This window comes from Bacillus cereus group sp. BfR-BA-01382 (genome assembly GCF_022663475.1).
In the GTDB taxonomy this organism is placed as follows: Bacteria; Bacillota; Bacilli; order Bacillales; family Bacillaceae_G; genus Bacillus_A; species Bacillus_A thuringiensis_S.
This window is the reverse complement of sequence record NZ_JAKUFQ010000014.1, coordinates 52174-70026: the sequence shown is the minus strand read 5'-3', so window position 1 is coordinate 70026 and position 17853 is coordinate 52174. Positions and strand designations below refer to the sequence as shown.

Genomic DNA, 17853 nt, shown 5'->3' with positions numbered 1-17853 from the left:
TCATTTTCTTAACTTACGATAATCTAAATCTCCTCGCTCTAATGCGTGCATTAACATTTCAGCACTTGCCATATTCGTTGCAAGTGGAATCGCATATACATCACATAAACGAAGCAATGCATTCACATCCGGTTCATGCGGCTGTGCTGTTAATGGATCGCGGAAGAAAATCACCATATCTAAATCATTTTTTGCAATCATTGCACCAATTTCTTGATCTCCACCAAGAGGGCCAGATTGATATCTTGTTACAACTAATCCAGTCGCTTCCATAATGCGAAGCCCTGTCGTTCCTGTTGCAAATAATTCATGTTGTTCAAAAATTGGTTTATATGCGTATGCAAACGAAACCATATCATTTTTCTTTTTGTCATGTGCGATTAAGGCAATTTTCATCCGTTGTCTCCCCTTTAGTCGATAATATTTTCTAAACCGTACACAAGATGATCCAGGTTCATTACTGTCTCAATTGATAGTTTTACACCTGACATAAATGATGCACGATTGAATGAATCATGACGAACTGTTAACATTTGTCCATCTCCACCGAACATTACTTCTTGGTGTGCAATAAGCCCTGGCAAACGTACACTATGAATGTGAATACCGTCTACATTTGCACCACGTGCACCTGCTAGTTGCTCTACTTCATTTGGATGACCTTGCTGCTTTGATTCACGATTTTGACGAATTAATTCTACCGTTTTTACAGCTGTACCAGATGGTGCGTCTAATTTTTGATCATGATGTAATTCAATTACCTCAACATCTTGGAAATATTTCGCTGCCATTTGTGAGAATTTCATCATAAGAACTGCACCAATTGCAAAGTTTGGAGCAATAATTGTTCCTACTGCTTTTTCTTTTGCATTCTCTGTTAAACGTGCCAATTCTTCTTCTGTAAATCCAGTTGTACCAATAACAGAACGAAGTCCACGCTCAACTGCAAGTGTAACGTGTTGTTTCCCAACTTCTGGTGTTGTTAAATCTAACAACACGTCTGCTTCTACTTCATCTAAACAAGTATGTAAATCAGCGTAAATCGGTGCATGTAATGCTGGCATGCCAGGTAAATCAGAAATCTTCTCACCACCATGCTTATAATCCACTGCTGCTACTAAATTTAAATGTTCCGTTCTTTCCATAAGAAGGACTGCTTCATGTCCCATACGTCCTCTTGGTCCGGCGATAATTACTTTAATTTCTTTCATTATTCTTTCTCTCCCTCATCAATACGTGTCCAGCGATCTTTATCACGTGTATTAAATTTGTTCATTACAATGTTATGTGCTGTCTCTAAATCAATATTTAAACTATTTGCCATACAAATCATAACAAATAATACATCTCCAAGCTCTTCTTCAATACTATTTTCTTTTTCAGTTGTTTTCTTCGGTTTCTCACCATAATAATGATTTACCTCTCTTGCAAGCTCTCCCATTTCTTCCGTTAAACGAGCCATCATTGCAAGCGGACTGAAATAACCTTCTTTAAACTGACCAATATATGCATCTACTTCTTTCTGCATATCTTTCATCGTTTTTGCTTCCATACTATTCACCTCTAATCCTTCCTCTTTCATGTTAGCCAATTCATCGCGATTTGACAAATATTATTCCCCGCCAAACACCTATTTGCGACCCTTTTTTGGATAGACTATAATAAAGTGAAACTTCTTTTGCGATTTTTGCAAAAGATCAGCCCGAACTAATCGGGTTCCTACGGCTGGTTCGCCTTTCTTCAGAACTTTATCTCCTACAAGCCGTTGGTACGGGGTAAAGTGAAACTTCTTTTATGTGCTTTTCGCAAAAAATCAGCGCACACCAATCGGGTTGCAACTAGAAATTACTTATTATTATGTTTTACTGTTTCAGCGGAGCAATGCAATCATTACATAATTAGGGGGATTTCTATATGACATCAAAATTGAAGATGCGAAATATTATTTTTATTTTAATCGGTTCCGCTATATTTTCTTTCGGTATTGTCAATATCAATATTGAAAACCACCTTGCAGAGGGTGGGTTTACTGGTATTACACTATTATTGTATTTTTTATTTAAGTTTGATCCTTCCTACTCAAACTTAATTTTAAATATCCCTATATTTTTTATTGGTTGGAGGTTACTTGGCAGAACGACATTTTTATATACATTAATCGGCACCTTTAGCGTATCTTTATTTCTATGGATTTTCCAGCGTTACGAAGTGCTAAACTTACATTTAAACTTGCAAAATGATATGACACTCGCAGCTTTATTCGCTGGGGCATTTATAGGTATCGGCCTTGGAATAATATTTAAATATGGCGGGACTACTGGCGGTGTAGATATTATCGCACGACTAGCTCACAAATATGTTGGCTGGAGTATGGGAAAAACAATGTTTATGTTTGATGCTGTCGTTATCGTAGTCTCTATTCTTACCTATTTATCATACCGCGAGGGCATGTATACGCTAGTTGCTGTTTTTATCGGTGCTAAAGTCATTGATTTTATGCAAGAAGGGGCTTATGCTGCAAAAGGAGCGACTATTATCTCAGAGAAAAACGATAAAATTGCTGCCAAAATTTTATCTGAAATGGAGCGCGGAGCAACCTTTTTAAAAGCCGTTGGATCGTATACAAAAGTGGAACGTAACGTATTGTATTGCGTTGTTGCTAAAAATGAAATCGTGAAATTAAAAAATATTATTACGTCTGTAGATCCTCATGCTTTTGTCGCTGTAAGTGATGTACATGATGTAGTTGGTGAAGGATTTACGTTAGATGAAAATAAAAACCCTTTACATAATTAAATGTAACTAGAAAAGCACCTTAGCTTTTCTAGTTTTTTATTACAAGTCTTTTAAGCTTCTCCAAATCCTCATAAATAAGCTCCAATAAACTCCGATTATAAAAAATAGAAGCTGGATGAAAAGTTGGAAAAACATGATATTCATTCTCTGACCATATAAACTCTGCACTTTGCATATCCTTTAATTTTTGAATGGGCTGTTTTAATAATTGCCCATGTACATCTGTGATTTTTTTATTTTTTCCTGTTAAACGTTGAAGACCGATATTTCCAAGCGTGACGATAAGCTTCGGATTTATTTTCTCTAATTCATAATCTAATAAAGGCGCATGGGCAACTATTTCTCCTTGATTTGGCGTTCTATTATACTTTTTTTGTATGATTTCACCATTTCGTTCTTTTTTCTCTCGCCATTTATAAGATCTACTCCGAACAGCGCTCGTAATATATACTTCTTCCCTTGTAACGTGAATACGCTCTAAAAAACCCATTAATTGTTTTCCCGCCCTCCCGCTAAACGGAATCCCATTATGAATTTCTGTTTCACCAGGCGCTTCTCCTAACAACATAAATTTGGGATTTTCAGGGCCTTGTCCACTTAAAAAACCTTCTAGTTGATAAGGAGCACTACGCTCTTTCACTTGTTTTACTAAATGGTCTGGATATTTCATTTCCCCCCACCGCCTTTCCGCATTACTTCTATTATTTCTATTTGCAATACATTATATAATTCAAGCCACACAACAAAAAAAGACTATCAAAATTGATAGTCTTTAGTCGTCGCTACGCTGCATACCAGTATACATTAATACGAGACGTAATAATTCAAATACCGCTACAGCTGCAGCTGCTACATATGTTAATGCTGCCGCATTTAATACTTTACGAGCTTGGCCATATTCATCTGTTGATACAATACCTAACGCTTCAATTTGTTGCATCGCACGCTTTGACGCATCAAACTCAACTGGTAATGTAACGAGCTGGAACACAACACCTGCTGCCATTAGAATGATACCTAATAACAACAAACCAGACATTTGTGCAAATATACCGATTAGGACGAAAACCCAAGACATATTCGAACCAAAGTTTGCAACTGGCACTAACGAATGACGAACGCGCATAAATTTGTAATCTTTTGCATCTTGAATTGCGTGTCCTACTTCATGTGCTGCAACTGCCGTACCAGCAACTGAATGTCCATAATAGTTATCTGTTGATAATCGAACCGTCTTAGCGGTTGGATCATAATGATCTGATAAATGACCTGGTGTTTCTTCTACAGCTACGTTGTATAATCCATTTTCATCTAAAATTTTTCGAGCCACTTCCGCTCCTGTCATACCTGATGTTGAATAAACTTGTGAATACTTGCTATAGGCACTACGTACTCTTGACTGTGCATACAACGGTATGATCATTATGATCGCGAAGTAAATTAAATAAAACATCATGAACCTCCATTGAAGTTTTAATTATAGTACTTCTCATTCTATTTTCTTCTGCCACTATTGTCAATAAATAAACCTTACAATCCATATCTTTACTTATTACATTATCTATTTTTAGAATGTACATTACTTTTTCTTTTCTCTCTCTCTCCTTTATACTTTCTCCATCCAACATAAGTTAATGTGAATAAAATAAGTCCCCCAGTAATTGTCATAAACCAAATGAGAGAGGGTGCAATTTCATCCTTTTTTACTGTGTGAAATATCTTTTGCAAATCCCCTTTAATAATCCCTAATTGCATTTGGCCGCCTTTCGTTTTTAACATAACGTTACGAAATTCATCCAAATAAGATAAATGAGCATTTACACGCTGTACCTCGTTTTCTGGCAAAGCAATCATTAAGCTTGGATAAATAATATTGAATTCATTTAAAAATGTATTTAACGTTTGTTGAAACTGCCCAACATCTTCTTTTTTCATCGCTTTTTCCATTTGAGAAAAGGCATCCATTACTTTTCTTTCTCTTTCCATCCAAAGCGGTTGATATTTCGATACTTGCGCATCAACAGCAAGTTGTAATGCCAGCACATTATCCATTTTAGCTTGCTTACCTAAACCTTCTTCAAAGAGCGATTGTTGCGCCTTGTCGTAAGCTAAAGAAATAACTCTAACTTGATCTGGTGTTACTTCCTGCTTCTTTTCATTCCCCTTGATTAAAAATTGCTCTGAGAAAAGTTGTAATACTTGTACTGCTTTTTCATCTTCATTACGCTTCACTAACTGTAACGAGTCATCTAACAACCCTGTTAGCTCATTCCACTCTTCAGCATATATACGTAATGGAAACATTATAATTAGAAATGCTATCAATCCAATTAATGTTCTCTTCATCCCGGTCCCCCCTATAACTACTAGTACAAAATATGTTAATTGGGACAAGAATAGAACAGAACTGAACCGAAAAATATATTATCGTTTTACAAAGAAAAAATTCTCTTTAAGCAGAGAATTTTTTCTTTGACATCCTTTTCTTTTTTACGAAATATCTATATAAACTATAACAAAGTATACTACCACCTAAAATGAATAATAAAATAGCACACGCAGCATGCATAAAGAACTCCTCTGGTAGCATTAATATAACTGGATCCGTTTCAATATCAAACATCCAATAATCATTACTGAATAAAAGCTTATGGAATAATACAAAGCTCTTTTCAAAATTAATAGCGATTGGTAACATAAGCGCTATCGGAAAAATGATTGTTAAAATCGATCCGTGCAGTAAAAACTTTTCATTTTTCTTTTTTAATAAATAAATTCCGCCTATCACTGCAATCATAATTGTCGCATACATCACATATTGAATCTTTACTAAAATATTTTTAACATCTACAAAATGAATACGGCCATTTGTAGACATATCTAATGTTGGCAAATGTAATGCTCCGTCATAAAACGGGGATAAATATGTAATAAGCACATCGTAATTTCTTTTAATTTCATCCTTCGTCATATCCGCTAAATCAGGAATATTTAAAAAATCAATTTCAAAATAATACAGCCATTTTCCATACACAACTGCAGTTGTTGCAAGTGCAAAAATAGAAAATGCTATGCTATATGAAACAATTAAAGTAATCAATCGATCCAATATTTTTGTACCACTCTTATTTTTCTCCATGTTCTCCCCCTAAATGTTCTAACCATCATAAAGAAAATTGTTTCCTGTGCTCACGTAAGCAACAATAATATGTAATACATAGTACAGCAACGCTTAACCAAAACGTAAAATAACCAATTTTCTCTACAAACAAATGCATAATTCCATATCGCGGCATTTGCCAAAATAAATAATCAATTGCATCGTTATGCAACGTCCACACACCCGCTACTATAAAATGCCATTTTTTTATACGGTAAAATGGAGCATATAAAACACCTTGCACCGCCATCGCAAAGTGCGAAAGCATTAACATGTAGCCCATAAGGCCAATAGAACCTTTTACGTAAATCATAATCGCATTTACAACAACAGCCCAAATACCATATTTTATTAAAGTAACAATCGCTAGTGCTTCTATTAATCCCCAGTTTCTCTTTGTCAAAAAAGCAATTAAAACAAAGAAAAAAAAGAGACTCGCCATAGGACTATCTGGTACAAACGGCCAAAATATAGGTGACGTTTCTTTCAATTGATTTCCGTACCATATAAACCCGTAAATTGTACCTAATATGTTAACAACCAATAAAAATAATAATACCGAGCGTTGTCTTAACATTGCATACAAGTACACCAATCTGTATGTCCAACACCTTTCAAGCAAAGTAATTCATTCACTAAATCCTACTCTATTATAACAAACTTCATCCAACTAAATAGAAAAGCTGACTACAAATTTTGTAGTCAGCTTTTTATTATTTTTTATTATACTTTGCAACGAATTCCGAAAGCTTCTTCAGTTCCTCATCTGTACCTTTAAATACTCCTTTAGGCATGGAACCTTTTCCATCTTTAGCAATTTTAGCAATTTCTTCTGGCTTTAAAGTTAAGTTTTGCAGTGCTGGTGCTGCCGCCCCGCCCTGTAAGTTGTCACCATGACATGTTAAACAAGTATTTTTTTGCATTAATTTATAGCCATCATCATTTTTATCAACTGGCGCTGTTTTTACAATTGCTCCTTGTTTCTTTGCAGCTTCCCAGTCGTGGTGTGCTACAGATTCCCAAGTTAAAAAGATAATCGATGCAATTGCTAAAAGCATAAATCCAGTTGCTACAGGACGCTTCAATGGACGTCTTTCTGGACCTCGATCAAGAAATGGAGCTAACAGTAATGCACCAAACGCAATCCCTGGCATAATAAACGCTCCAATTACAGTAAATGAACCGGAAGCATAAGAATACTTTAATAACTGATACAAGAATAAGAAATACCAATCTGGAAGTGGTATATATCCAGCATCTGTTGGATCCGCCATTCTCTCAAGTGGCGACGGATGCGCCACTGTTAAACATAAATAACCGATTAAAAAAACTGCACCAACCATCCATTCTTTTAACAAGAAGTTCGGCCAAAATGCTTCTGTTTTCCCTGGGTATTCAGAATAGTCTTTTGGAATATTTGGTTTCCGAGCTACTGGTACCCGAGAATCTCCTACAAACTTCATCCCTTTGCCGCGATGCATAATCTCCCTCCTTTAGTTCTTTCCCCTTTAATTTAGCAATCTCTTATAGTGGACCGGAAATACCTTGTTTGCGAATCATGATGAAGTGGAAGGCCATTAAACCTAGAAGTGCTGCTGGTAAGAAGAAGACGTGAATAGCAAAGAAGCGAGTTAATGTTTGAGCGCCAACAATTTCGGAATGACCAGCGAGTAATGTTTTAATATAAGGACCAATGAGCGGTGTTTGCTCTGCAATTTGAATCCCTACTTTTGTAGCAAATAAAGCTTTCATATCCCACGGTAATAAATATCCAGTAAAACCAAGACCTAACATAACAAAGAAAATAAGAACACCAACAATCCAATTTAACTCACGGGGCTTTTTATACGCACCTTGGAAGAAAACTCTGAGTGTATGTAAAAACATCATTACAATTACGAGACTAGCACCCCAGTGGTGCATACCACGAACAATTTGCCCATAAGCAACTTCATTTTGTAAATAGTAAACGGATTCCCAAGCATTTTTAATATCAGGCACATAATACATCGTCAAAAACATTCCAGATAAAATTTGAATTACAGTAACGAAAAAGGTAAGTCCTCCAAAGCAATAGACGAATGCAGAAAAGTGATGTGCCGGGTTTACATGTTCAGGTACTTCATGATCAGCGATATCACGCCATATTGGTGTAATATCTAATCTTTCATCTACCCAATCATAAATTTTATTTAACATCTACTTTGCACCCCCTCTTGGCTTTGCTTTTCCTAGATACAGCGTTCCATCTTTCACTTTAGACTCGTACACATCAAGCGGAGCAAGGGGTGGCGTACCCTTAATGTTCATCCCATCTTTTGTATAACGCCCCCCGTGACATGGGCAAAAGAATTGATTCGGATGTGCTTTGTCCGAATTCCAGTTAACTGTACATCCTAAATGTTTACATACTGGAGAGAACGCAACAATGTCTCCGCTTTCATCTTTATGAACCCAAGCCGATTTTGGTTCTTCAGACTTGTACCAACCATCAACCTGCTTCACTTTAAAATCGAAACGCTTCGGCTCTGTTGTAATATCCTTTACTTGCGCAACAGCAACCATATCTGTTCCGGCTTCTTTTCTTAACACCGGATCAAGCGCAAATCGCGTCATCGGCATTAAAATACCGGCAGCCATAAAGCCTCCTACCCCTGTGAGTGTGTAATTTAAAAATTGTCTTCTTGACACGCGATGTTCTTTCTCGCTCACGAAAATTTCCCCCCTCTATCAGAAATTGTCCCCTCGTGATAAATTATATAAAAAATAAAAACTAGGACACTATCATGATATAATACGCTCATGCACAGGTCAATATCATACTACTCATAATAATAAGAACTTTCTGTTTATTGCGAGTTTCCCCACTTCTCTTCCAACATCACCATTATATTTTTTATATGTGCATGAATAACTTCTCTCTTTGCTTGATCACTAAATTGTTCTAATGCTAATGAAGGAAACCAAAATAAATCTCCCTGTAACTCTTGTATATCCTCTTTCCATGAAAAATCACTTGTAACATAAGCAATATGCTTAAAACCTTCTCTTCGTAAATGATTTGTCCATTCTTGCAAACGACCTTTTTCATTCTTTTGACTTTCTACTAAATACGTAAAAGCAGGCAGTAAAAGCACTCTTCCTTTATACTCTCTTTCCAATTCCATACTCAACAATTCGATAAATTCACCTTGTTCTACAACCATTTTTATTTCTTTCGCTGCCGAAATTGATAAAAGCGGTATTACTCCTGTATCAACATACTCTCTTGCTTGCTCAAACTGTTCCACATCTTTTACAATCCATTTCAAATTTCTTCCCCCCTTCATTTACAAATAACAGAACTTTCACTTTATATATATTAAACCATACTAAAAGAGGTAAAAAAAGAAAAACTACCCAATATAGGTAGTTTTTCTTGATAAAAGTCTGAAATTTGTAAAAATATTAATCCAAATACATTCTATAAAGTTTTTAACTCTGCCGTTAATCTATGAAACGCTTCCTTATCTTGCTTATCTAACGCTTCATCAATTTGTTTCAAAAGGCGTTCTCTTCTAAACGAAAATACACTTTCTTCCAAAAACCTTTCTGCAAGTAAACGATCTTTTTCATTTACTTCAATATGCTTTGGTAGATATGGGTTTTCTTCTAATACAGCTACATAATTCGCATTTTGAAACGATGATTTAAAGTTGAGTTGAATATAAATATCCTCATCTCGATTTAAACGAATATCATGAAACGATTTTTCAGCATCTGTTGTCATAACATTTTGTTTAAAAAAGTGAAACGGTGTGTCTTTCACACAATTCGCTGACATCACTAAGCCACGCGGACAATATTTTGCATGCTCTACGAAGTGGACTTTATGCATCAATTGGTCGTGACTCATTAAATAATTCAGAATCCATACACATTCACGCTGTTTCAGTTGGTAATTATTCAAAAACCATTTTACAAAATCCTTCTTCTCGTTTACAGAAACAGGGGTATTCATAGCAATTAAGTCCCTCCTCTGTCTTTCTCTTTTCTTTTTAGATTCAAGAAGCGGCATTCAGTTTCCTTCCAACTTATGAAAAATCCTCTAAATTATATAACAACTCTTCAATATGAATTTGTGTCGGGTCTAGTTGTAATAACTGGGTAAATACTTCTTTCGCCTCTTTTCGCTTTCCTTCTTCCAATAAGAAATAACCGTATTCTTCTAAGAAGTCTGGATGATTCTTAAAAGAAGTATATGCACTTTCATAGTGTTTTAATGCATCCGAATACATTTCTAATTGTTTTTTTGCATACGCAAGGTCCCAAAGTAGTTGTGTATCTGGTTCTCCACTATCAATAGCACGCTCTACAATTGCAATTAAATCTTCGTACTTTTCTTGTTCTTTTAAGATATACGCATATTTTAATGTTGCGCCTAAATGCCCTGGATCTAACTCAAGTGCTTTTTGAAGAACTTCCTCTGCTTCTACTATTTTTCCTAATTTCGCCGCAATGTTCGCTAACTCTACATAAAACGGAACTGAAAGCTCATCTACTTTAATTCCTTCATGAAGCGTTTCATAGCTTTCTTGAAGCATTCCTTCTTTTTCATAGCTTTTCGCTAAATACATGTACAGTGATGCGTACTCAGGGTCTAATTCTTTTAGTTCTTGCCAAGCACCGATTGCTCTCTGATATTCTTCACCTTGGTATAATGTGAAGGCATATCCAAATAATGAGTGAATATCTTTTTGTTCCTCTAGGCCTGCTTCATAATAAGAAATCGCCTCTTCCCAGTTTCCAATCGCACTTAACGTTTCTGCAAGACGAAGTGCGATTACAACACCACCCATTACTTTATGTTCCGCTAATAGCGATTCATAATAAGTAATTGCCTTTTGTTCTTCACCTTTACTACTATATAATTCTGCTAACCCAAACGTAATAACAGGTTCATCAGGCATCATTTCTTTCGCCTTTAATAGTTTTTGCTCTGCTACATCATCAAAACCTTGCATTTGGAATAAATCTGCAACAAGTAATAAAGATTGAACATATAAATCGTCATTTTCTGGAATATCATGAAGTACTTCAATCGCTTCATCTTCTTTATCTAGATCAATATATAATTCTGCTAAAAATACAGTGAATTCACTTTCTTCCGGATACAGTAAACGTAAGTCTTCAGTAATCGCTAATGCCTCATCTGTAAATCCAAGTGTATGATAGTAACGAGCGATATCATACTTCTCTTCATCATTTGCAATTTTTAATTGTTCTTTTAATAATTGTAATCCTTTTTCCGCTTCACCATTTTCAATATATGAAACAACTTGTTCAAACTTTTGCATAAACGTCTCCTTTAATTCTAAAAAATATTCTCTTCTGTTCATTTACCCCGCTATTAACGGGCAGTAAGACCCCCACCTCAAAATTCAGCTAAGGCAAAGAAGTTAGTTTGGGGATCAACTGCCCGTAAAAGCCCGATTGGTTCAACTAATAATCAGCGGGGGATAAACATCCCCCCACTGATTAAAGTTTCACTTTATCATAAGCAACTCACTGTTAGAACGCAACCTTTAGAATGAGCATGCTTCTTCTTATACTTCTTCTTACAGAGTAGGTAATTGTTCAAAAGGTTCGGATATGACACCGATACCTTATCATCATCTTCTATTGTACCGCTTTCTTTTATGACCGTGCAAATAACTTCTCTCACTAATTATCAAGCCATACAAACCGTGATTTACAGAACAACTTAATTACCAGTCTTCAACCTTTATTTTTAATACGATAAAAAAGGCTCCTATAATAGGAGCCTTCACAATCTCTTAAGAATATGTTTCTTCTTTCTGTACTTGCTCATTTACAAGCTCTTTCAGCAACTCTATAATTTCATCATTTTCTTCTTTCAAACCGACAGTAATACGAATACCATCATCGATACCAAATGCAGCACCAGAACGAACGATATATCCTTTTTTCATTAATCGTTCGAAAGCTTCATTACCCGGTATACCAAGTTTTAAGAAAATGAAATTTGTTTGAGATGGATAATAGAATACGTTATATTCTTTACAAAATGCATAATACTGATTTAGACCTTCAGCATTCTTTTTCACACAATCTTGTAAAAAGGCTTGATCTTCTAATGCAGCGAGTGCTACAGATTGCGCTACAGTTGATGTATTGAATGGTAACCTTGCTACTTCTAGCTGTCCGATTAACTTCGCATCCCCAATCGCATATCCAATACGAAAAGCAGCTAAACCATATGCTTTTGAAAACGTGCGTAAAACCATAAGATTTTCATACTTTTCAAGAAGTGGTAATGTTTGCGGATAGTCTTCTGCTTCCGCGTATTCATAATATGCTTCGTCCATAATAACGAGAGCCGACTTAGGAACCGATTCTAAAAATGAAAGTAATTTTTGTTTCTCAACATATGTACCTGTCGGATTATTCGGATTACAAATCCATACAATTTTCGTTTTATCATCTACTTGCTCTAGCATTGCATCTAAATCGTGAATACCATCTTTAAGTGATACTTCACGAACTTCTGCTCCTTCAATAACAGCATGGTGATGATATTGTGAAAACGTAGGATTCGCCATTACAACGTTTGTTCCTTCATGTAGTAACGCTCGGCTAATCATTTGAATGACTTCATCTAATCCACTACCAAATAGTAGTTGTTCTGCTTTTACACCTAAATGTTCCGCTACTTTTGTCCGAAGTTCAAAGGCATATCCATCTGGATAAAGGGCATATTGGCTCGCTAAAGAAGTTAATGCTTCTGTCACACGCGCTGAGCAACCGAATGGATTTTCGTTCGATGCTAATTTCACAATTTTCGATAATCCATATTCCCTTTTTACTTCTTCAATGTTTTTCCCAGGTACATACGCTCTCAAAGTTAACAATTGCTCTTTCACTCTCATTTTTCTTCCCCCAGTCATTTCATTCAATTTGATTACAATACAGTTATAGCCCCTTACTGTAATCTTTTATCATAACCGTCACTATTACGAGAATACCTCTAAATGAGCACTTCACAACACTTCGCTATCATTTTAAACCATATCTTTTTGAAATGCCTCTAACGCAATATGAACAGTCTCATCTGAAATAGATACGACATTCACTACCCCATATTCCTGCATAAGCACCATATGAATTGCTCCTGCATTTGCTTTCTTATCTTGTTTCATCAATTGAACGAGGCGCTCTACATTCAAATCTCTTGGCATTTTTGGATAGCCGTATTTCAAGAACCACTGCTTCATATCTTCATAAGCAAGATTAACCTTGTACACTTGCTCACTTAAAAATATGGCGAATAACATTCCAACCGCTACGCCGTCACCGTGAGTAATATTTCCATACCCTAGCTCTTTTTCAAGAGCATGTCCTAACGTATGTCCAAAGTTCAAATGGGCACGTACACCCTTCTCTGTTTCATCTTGTGATACAACATTTGCCTTTACAGGAATCGCCTTCGTTAATATATGGATTAACTTCTCATCACGAAGATCCGCTAATGTTTGCACTTCTTCTTTTAACCAATGATATAGCTCCACATCACCAATAAGAGCATGCTTTATCACCTCTGCATAACCTGAACGCCACTCTTTTTTAGGAAGAGACTGTAAAAACGGTGTATGATATACAACTGCTTCTGGCTGATGGAATGCACCAATCATATTTTTACCTAACGGATGATTAATCGCTACTTTCCCACCTACTGCGCTATCGTGCGCTAATAAAGTCGTCGGAACCTGCACAAAGCGAATACCACGCATAAACGATGCAGCAACAAAACCAGCTAAATCTCCAATCATTCCGCCTCCCAGTGCAAGAATTAAAGAATTTCTATCTAATTTATTTTCAAGAGCTGACGTATGAGCCGCATAGAAATTTTCGAAAGACTTCTCTTTTTCGCCACTTGGTACAACAAACGAAAACACGTCCTGCTCCACTTGTAATGCATCGATAACTGTCTGTAAATGTAGTGATGCAACAGCTTCATCTGAAATGATCATTACGTTAGATACAGCTGGCTGCATATTTTGAACGATCATTGTTAAGTGTGACAACGCTTCTTTACCAACATGTACATCATATTCTTTTGATTTCGTTTGAATATGTATGTTTCCCATTAAAATCCCCTCGCATATTCATTATGTTTCTCAATATTTTCACGAATCAGTTCCATACGATCTAATCCGAATTGTTCTATTAAAGCTGTTGCTAATTCCCAAGCCACAACCGCTTCTGCAACGACACTAGCTGCTGGTACTGCACAACTATCTGAACGTTCAATGCTCGCTGTAAAAGGCTCTTTCGTATCAATATCTACACTTTGAAGAGGTTTATAAAGTGTAGGTATCGGTTTCATCACACCGCGCACAACAATTGGCATTCCAGTCGTCATACCACCTTCCAATCCACCTGCATTATTTGTTCTTTTTGTATATCCATGTTCCTCATTCCATAGAATTTCATCATGAACTTCACTTCCCGGTCTATGCGCTGCTTCAAAACCAATTCCAATCTCGACACCTTTAAAAGCATTAATACTCATAATTGCAGCTGCTAATTTCGCATCCAGTTTTCGATCATAATGCACGTAGCTACCTACTCCAATTGGCATTCCTTCCACAATTACTTCAACGATTCCACCAATTGAATCACCATTTGCTTTCGCATCATCAATCGCTTTCATCATTTGGTTACCAGCTTCGTCATCTAAGCAACGTACAGGAGATGCTTCTGTAATACTCTTTAATTCTTCAATTGAACTATACGTAACCTCCTTAGCTTGTACACCGCCAATTTCAATTACATGGCCCGCCACTTTAATACCAAGTTCTGCTAACACCTTTTTAGCAACCGCACCAGCAGCAACACGCACCGTCGTTTCGCGCGCTGACGAACGTTCCAGTACATTCCTCATATCTCTATGACCATATTTAATTGCACCATTTAAATCAGCATGCCCAGGCCTTGGTTTTGTCACTTTCCTTTTCATCTCTTTTTCTTCTTGTTTCGTTAAAGGTTCTGCACCCATAACTTTTATCCAATGGGCAAAATCACGATTTTCAACAACGAGTGCAATAGGGGAACCTAATGTTTCTCCATGTCTAACACCACTTAAAATTTGCACTTGATCCGTTTCAATTTGCATGCGTCTACCACGCCCATACCCCTTTTGCCTTCTAGCTAACTCTTCGTTTATATCATCCGCTACTAAAGACAATCCTGCTGGAACACCCTCTATAATTGTTGTAAGTTGCGGACCATGAGATTCACCAGCTGTAATATATCGCATACGTTATTCCTCTTTTCGTATATGTATTTATCTCACTATATTAACTTTTATCATTCTAAAAATATTAAAGAAATTATATCATATATCGACCATTTTCTTATTCTATATTTCCGATAGGCCTAATTTAAATATCAATATATCATAACAGCTCAAACTTCGTAACTAATTGAAAATAAAAAAAGTGCAAGAAGAATACCCCTATTCTTCTTGCACTTTTTACTATTATCACAGTGATTAAAGCGTTTACAAATTATTTCAAAATAATTAGTAAATCCATTCATTCATTAATTTTGAGTAGTCAACTAATTCTTCTTCTTTAAAGAAAATAGCAATCTCGCGCTCTGCGCTTTCTAAAGAATCAGAACCATGGATAATGTTTTTCGCAACAGTTACACCGAAATCTCCACGAATTGTTCCAGGAGCTGCTTCATGTGGTCTTGTTTTCCCCATCATGTTACGCGCTGTATCTACTACACCTTCACCTTGCCATACCATTGCGAACACAGGTCCAGATGTAATAAAGTCTACTAACTCACCAAAGAAAGGTTTTTCCTTATGCTCAGCGTAGTGTTGTCCAGCAATTTCCGGAGTGACTTGCATTAATTTTGCACCAACTAATTGAAAGCCTTTTTTCTCAAAACGAGCTACAATTTCCCCAATGAAGGCACGTTGTACACCGTCTGGTTTTACCATTAGAAATGTTTTTTCCATAAAAAATCTCTCCACTTCTGAATTATGTATGTAATTGTATATCCCCACACACATATTATCACCCTTATCACAATTGTGCAATAGTTTTGAAATAGAGAGATTATTTTATTTTTTAGAATAAACATTAAAATTTTCGTTTTCCAATATACTTTGCAACATTTTGTAATGCGTACTTTGCTTGTCCACGTGGGAGTGGTTTTATTATTTCTAAAGCTTTATGTAAATAACGTTCACTAAACGCAAATGCTTGATCAATTGCTGTACTATTTTTTACAGCATCAATAATTTCTTGCATTTCACTTGCTGTTGAATTTTCATGTACAGATGTGATTTTCTGACGAAGTACGGGATCTTCCATCGCATATAAAGCAGGAAGTGTAATATTCCCTTGTAGTAAATCTCCACCAGCAGGTTTTCCAAGTTTCTCTTCTGTAGAAACGAAGTCTAAAATGTCATCAATAATTTGATAAGACATTCCTACAAAATACCCATACCAAAATAGACGATTTACCGTATCACGATTAGCACCAGCAGCAATCGCTCCCAATTGACAACTCGCGGCAATTAATAATGCTGTTTTTCGCTTTATTCTTCTTAAATACGTTCTTAAATTTTGGTCATAATTGTATTTATCTTTAATTTGTTCAATTTCACCTTTACAGACTTCTAAAATAGTATGCGATAACGCTTGATGTGCCTCTGGAATTTCGATATTTGTTATACATTCAAGAGACTTAGCGAACAGATAGTCCCCTGTATACATCGCAATACGATCTCCCCATTTTGCATTCACAGTCGCACTGCCGCGTCGTAAAAATGCAGCATCAATAACATCATCGTGAACAAGAGAAGCCATATGAATAAGTTCTAACGCAACAGCAACATGCTTAATTGCATCTAACTTATAATCTCCAAATTTCCCTGCAAGCAACACAAATACAGGACGAATTCGCTTCCCACCAGCTTCAATAAGCTGTAATGCTGCCTCTTCTACTAATGGCTGTTCAGAAGCGACTGTCTTTTTTAATTCTTTTTCTATCACATTAATATCCGATCGTAAAAAAGAGTACATAAGTTGTAACTTCATATTGTTCACCTTAACCTAAAACTTCTTTTTTCTATTTTGATTCTGGTTTAATACCTAAATGCATCGCTGCTACCCCAAAAGTAAATGGTTTTACTTGCACACGTTCAAGTCCAGCTTGCTCAAACATTTGAGCCAGTTCTTTCATCCCTGGGAACGTACTAGCAGATTCTTGAAGCCATGAATATTCTTTATAACTTTTCGCAAACATCTTTCCAAATAACGGCATGATATATTTAAAGTATAAAATATACCCTTGTCGAAAACCAATCATTGTTGGTTGAGATGTTTCTAAACAGATTACTTTTCCACCTGGTTTTACTACACGTGTCATTTCTTTTAATACGTGCATATAATCCGGTACGTTACGTAAACCAAACCCAATCGTCACATAATCAAACGTATTATCTTCAAATGGAAGTTCCATTGCATTCCCATGTAGAAGTTCTACTTGTTTTAATTGTAACGCCTCTACCTTTTGCTTACCGACAGATAACATATTTTCACTGAAGTCTAAGCCAACAACCTTTCCTTGTTCACCTACCGCTCCAGCTAGCGCAATTGTCCAATCTGCGGTTCCACAGCATACATCAAGCGCTTGACTGCCTGGTTGTACATCCATAATTCGCATCGTTTCTTTACGCCACGCTTTATGTCTTTGAAAACTAATTACAGAATTCATCACATCGTATTTATCAGAAATCTTTTCAAATACGTCATGTACTCTTTCTTCTTTTGATTGTTGCATGCTCGTACCTTCTTCCAATGTAAAATTGCTTATGT

The 17853-nt window shown here is 36.2% G+C and carries 21 protein-coding genes; 1 reads left to right on the top strand and 20 read right to left on the bottom strand.

From position 1 onward, the window contains the following. From mgsA to MR160_RS08895, 3 genes are read right to left on the bottom strand one after another with little or no spacing between them, the layout of a single operon-like run. Entirely contained in the window at positions 1–396 is a 396-nt protein-coding gene (gene mgsA, locus MR160_RS08905; RefSeq protein ID WP_000684765.1) for a methylglyoxal synthase, read from the bottom strand. 14 nt (positions 397–410) lie between these two features. Continuing rightward, the gene (gene dapB / locus MR160_RS08900; RefSeq protein WP_000658818.1) at positions 411–1211 is read right to left on the bottom strand and encodes a dihydrodipicolinate reductase; all 801 of its coding nucleotides are present in this window, start codon (positions 1209–1211) and stop codon (positions 411–413) included. After that, a complete protein-coding gene (locus MR160_RS08895) occupies positions 1211–1552 on the bottom strand; it encodes a nucleotide pyrophosphohydrolase (protein WP_014894810.1) in 342 nt (113 codons plus the stop codon). The genes dapB and MR160_RS08895 overlap by 1 nt, the downstream gene beginning before the upstream one ends. A 362-nt stretch (positions 1553–1914) precedes the next feature. On the opposite strand from MR160_RS08895, the gene MR160_RS08890 reads away from it, so the two are divergent. Then, a complete protein-coding gene (locus MR160_RS08890) occupies positions 1915–2796 on the top strand; it encodes a YitT family protein (protein WP_079245299.1) in 882 nt (293 codons plus the stop codon). Positions 2797–2824: 28 nt separating this feature from the next. Here the strand turns inward: MR160_RS08890 and MR160_RS08885 are convergent, their stop codons facing one another. The 17 genes from MR160_RS08885 to menG form a co-directional block, all read right to left on the bottom strand. Continuing rightward, a complete protein-coding gene (locus tag MR160_RS08885) occupies positions 2825–3466 on the bottom strand; it encodes a uracil-DNA glycosylase (protein ID WP_098900035.1) in 642 nt (213 codons plus the stop codon). Between the two features lie 102 nt (positions 3467–3568). Beyond that, positions 3569–4252, bottom strand: a complete 684-nt coding sequence (locus MR160_RS08880; protein ID WP_003258828.1) for a zinc metallopeptidase — start codon at positions 4250–4252, stop codon at positions 3569–3571. A gap of 101 nt (positions 4253–4353) precedes the next feature. Further along, positions 4354–5142, bottom strand: coding sequence for a sporulation protein YpjB (gene ypjB / locus MR160_RS08875; protein ID WP_079245298.1), 789 nt, complete (start codon positions 5140–5142; stop codon positions 4354–4356). 106 nt (positions 5143–5248) lie between these two features. Further along, on the bottom strand, positions 5249–5935 hold the full coding sequence (gene lit, locus MR160_RS08870) for a lipoprotein intramolecular transacylase Lit (RefSeq protein WP_000414366.1): 687 nt from the start codon (positions 5933–5935) through the stop codon (positions 5249–5251). 25 nt (positions 5936–5960) lie between these two features. Next, positions 5961–6551, bottom strand: a complete 591-nt coding sequence (gene lhaT / locus MR160_RS08865) for a lipoprotein heptaprenylglyceryl N-acetyltransferase LhaT (protein WP_136803961.1) — start codon at positions 6549–6551, stop codon at positions 5961–5963. A 118-nt stretch (positions 6552–6669) separates the two neighbouring features. Further along, the gene (gene qcrC, locus MR160_RS08860; protein ID WP_000554601.1) at positions 6670–7437 is read right to left on the bottom strand and encodes a menaquinol-cytochrome c reductase cytochrome b/c subunit; all 768 of its coding nucleotides are present in this window, start codon (positions 7435–7437) and stop codon (positions 6670–6672) included. Positions 7438–7480: 43 nt separating this feature from the next. Beyond that, positions 7481–8155 (bottom strand): menaquinol-cytochrome c reductase cytochrome b subunit, encoded by a 675-nt coding sequence (gene qcrB / locus MR160_RS08855; protein WP_000932700.1) that lies wholly within the window; start codon positions 8153–8155, stop codon positions 7481–7483. Beyond that, positions 8156–8668 carry a menaquinol-cytochrome c reductase iron-sulfur subunit gene (qcrA, locus tag MR160_RS08850; protein WP_001290420.1) on the bottom strand — a complete coding sequence of 171 codons (513 nt, stop codon included), beginning with the start codon at positions 8666–8668 and terminating at the stop codon, positions 8156–8158. It lies immediately after the preceding gene. 137 nt (positions 8669–8805) lie between these two features. Then, positions 8806–9285, bottom strand: coding sequence for a YpiF family protein (locus tag MR160_RS08845; RefSeq protein WP_003258820.1), 480 nt, complete (start codon positions 9283–9285; stop codon positions 8806–8808). A gap of 134 nt (positions 9286–9419) precedes the next feature. Beyond that, a complete protein-coding gene (locus MR160_RS08840; protein ID WP_001095925.1) occupies positions 9420–9956 on the bottom strand; it encodes a ReoY family proteolytic degradation factor in 537 nt (178 codons plus the stop codon). A gap of 73 nt (positions 9957–10029) precedes the next feature. After that, on the bottom strand, positions 10030–11292 hold the full coding sequence (locus MR160_RS08835) for a tetratricopeptide repeat protein (protein WP_001168695.1): 1263 nt from the start codon (positions 11290–11292) through the stop codon (positions 10030–10032). 480 nt (positions 11293–11772) lie between these two features. Beyond that, positions 11773–12885 (bottom strand): histidinol-phosphate transaminase, encoded by a 1113-nt coding sequence (gene hisC / locus MR160_RS08830; RefSeq protein ID WP_001264022.1) that lies wholly within the window; start codon positions 12883–12885, stop codon positions 11773–11775. A gap of 132 nt (positions 12886–13017) precedes the next feature. Then, the gene (gene aroB, locus MR160_RS08825; protein ID WP_000526805.1) at positions 13018–14103 is read right to left on the bottom strand and encodes a 3-dehydroquinate synthase; all 1086 of its coding nucleotides are present in this window, start codon (positions 14101–14103) and stop codon (positions 13018–13020) included. Next, positions 14103–15275 carry a chorismate synthase gene (aroC, locus tag MR160_RS08820; RefSeq protein ID WP_001269378.1) on the bottom strand — a complete coding sequence of 391 codons (1173 nt, stop codon included), beginning with the start codon at positions 15273–15275 and terminating at the stop codon, positions 14103–14105. The genes aroB and aroC overlap by 1 nt, the downstream gene beginning before the upstream one ends. Before the next feature lie 264 nt (positions 15276–15539). Further along, positions 15540–15986: a nucleoside-diphosphate kinase gene (gene ndk / locus MR160_RS08815; RefSeq protein ID WP_000415883.1), complete on the bottom strand. Its 447-nt coding sequence runs from the start codon at positions 15984–15986 to the stop codon at positions 15540–15542. Between the two features lie 124 nt (positions 15987–16110). Beyond that, positions 16111–17073 carry a heptaprenyl diphosphate synthase component II gene (gene hepT / locus MR160_RS08810; protein ID WP_000776078.1) on the bottom strand — a complete coding sequence of 321 codons (963 nt, stop codon included), beginning with the start codon at positions 17071–17073 and terminating at the stop codon, positions 16111–16113. Between the two features lie 31 nt (positions 17074–17104). After that, positions 17105–17818, bottom strand: coding sequence for a 2-heptaprenyl-1,4-naphthoquinone methyltransferase (gene menG, locus MR160_RS08805; RefSeq protein ID WP_001187674.1), 714 nt, complete (start codon positions 17816–17818; stop codon positions 17105–17107). Positions 17819–17853: the final 35 nt, after the last annotated feature.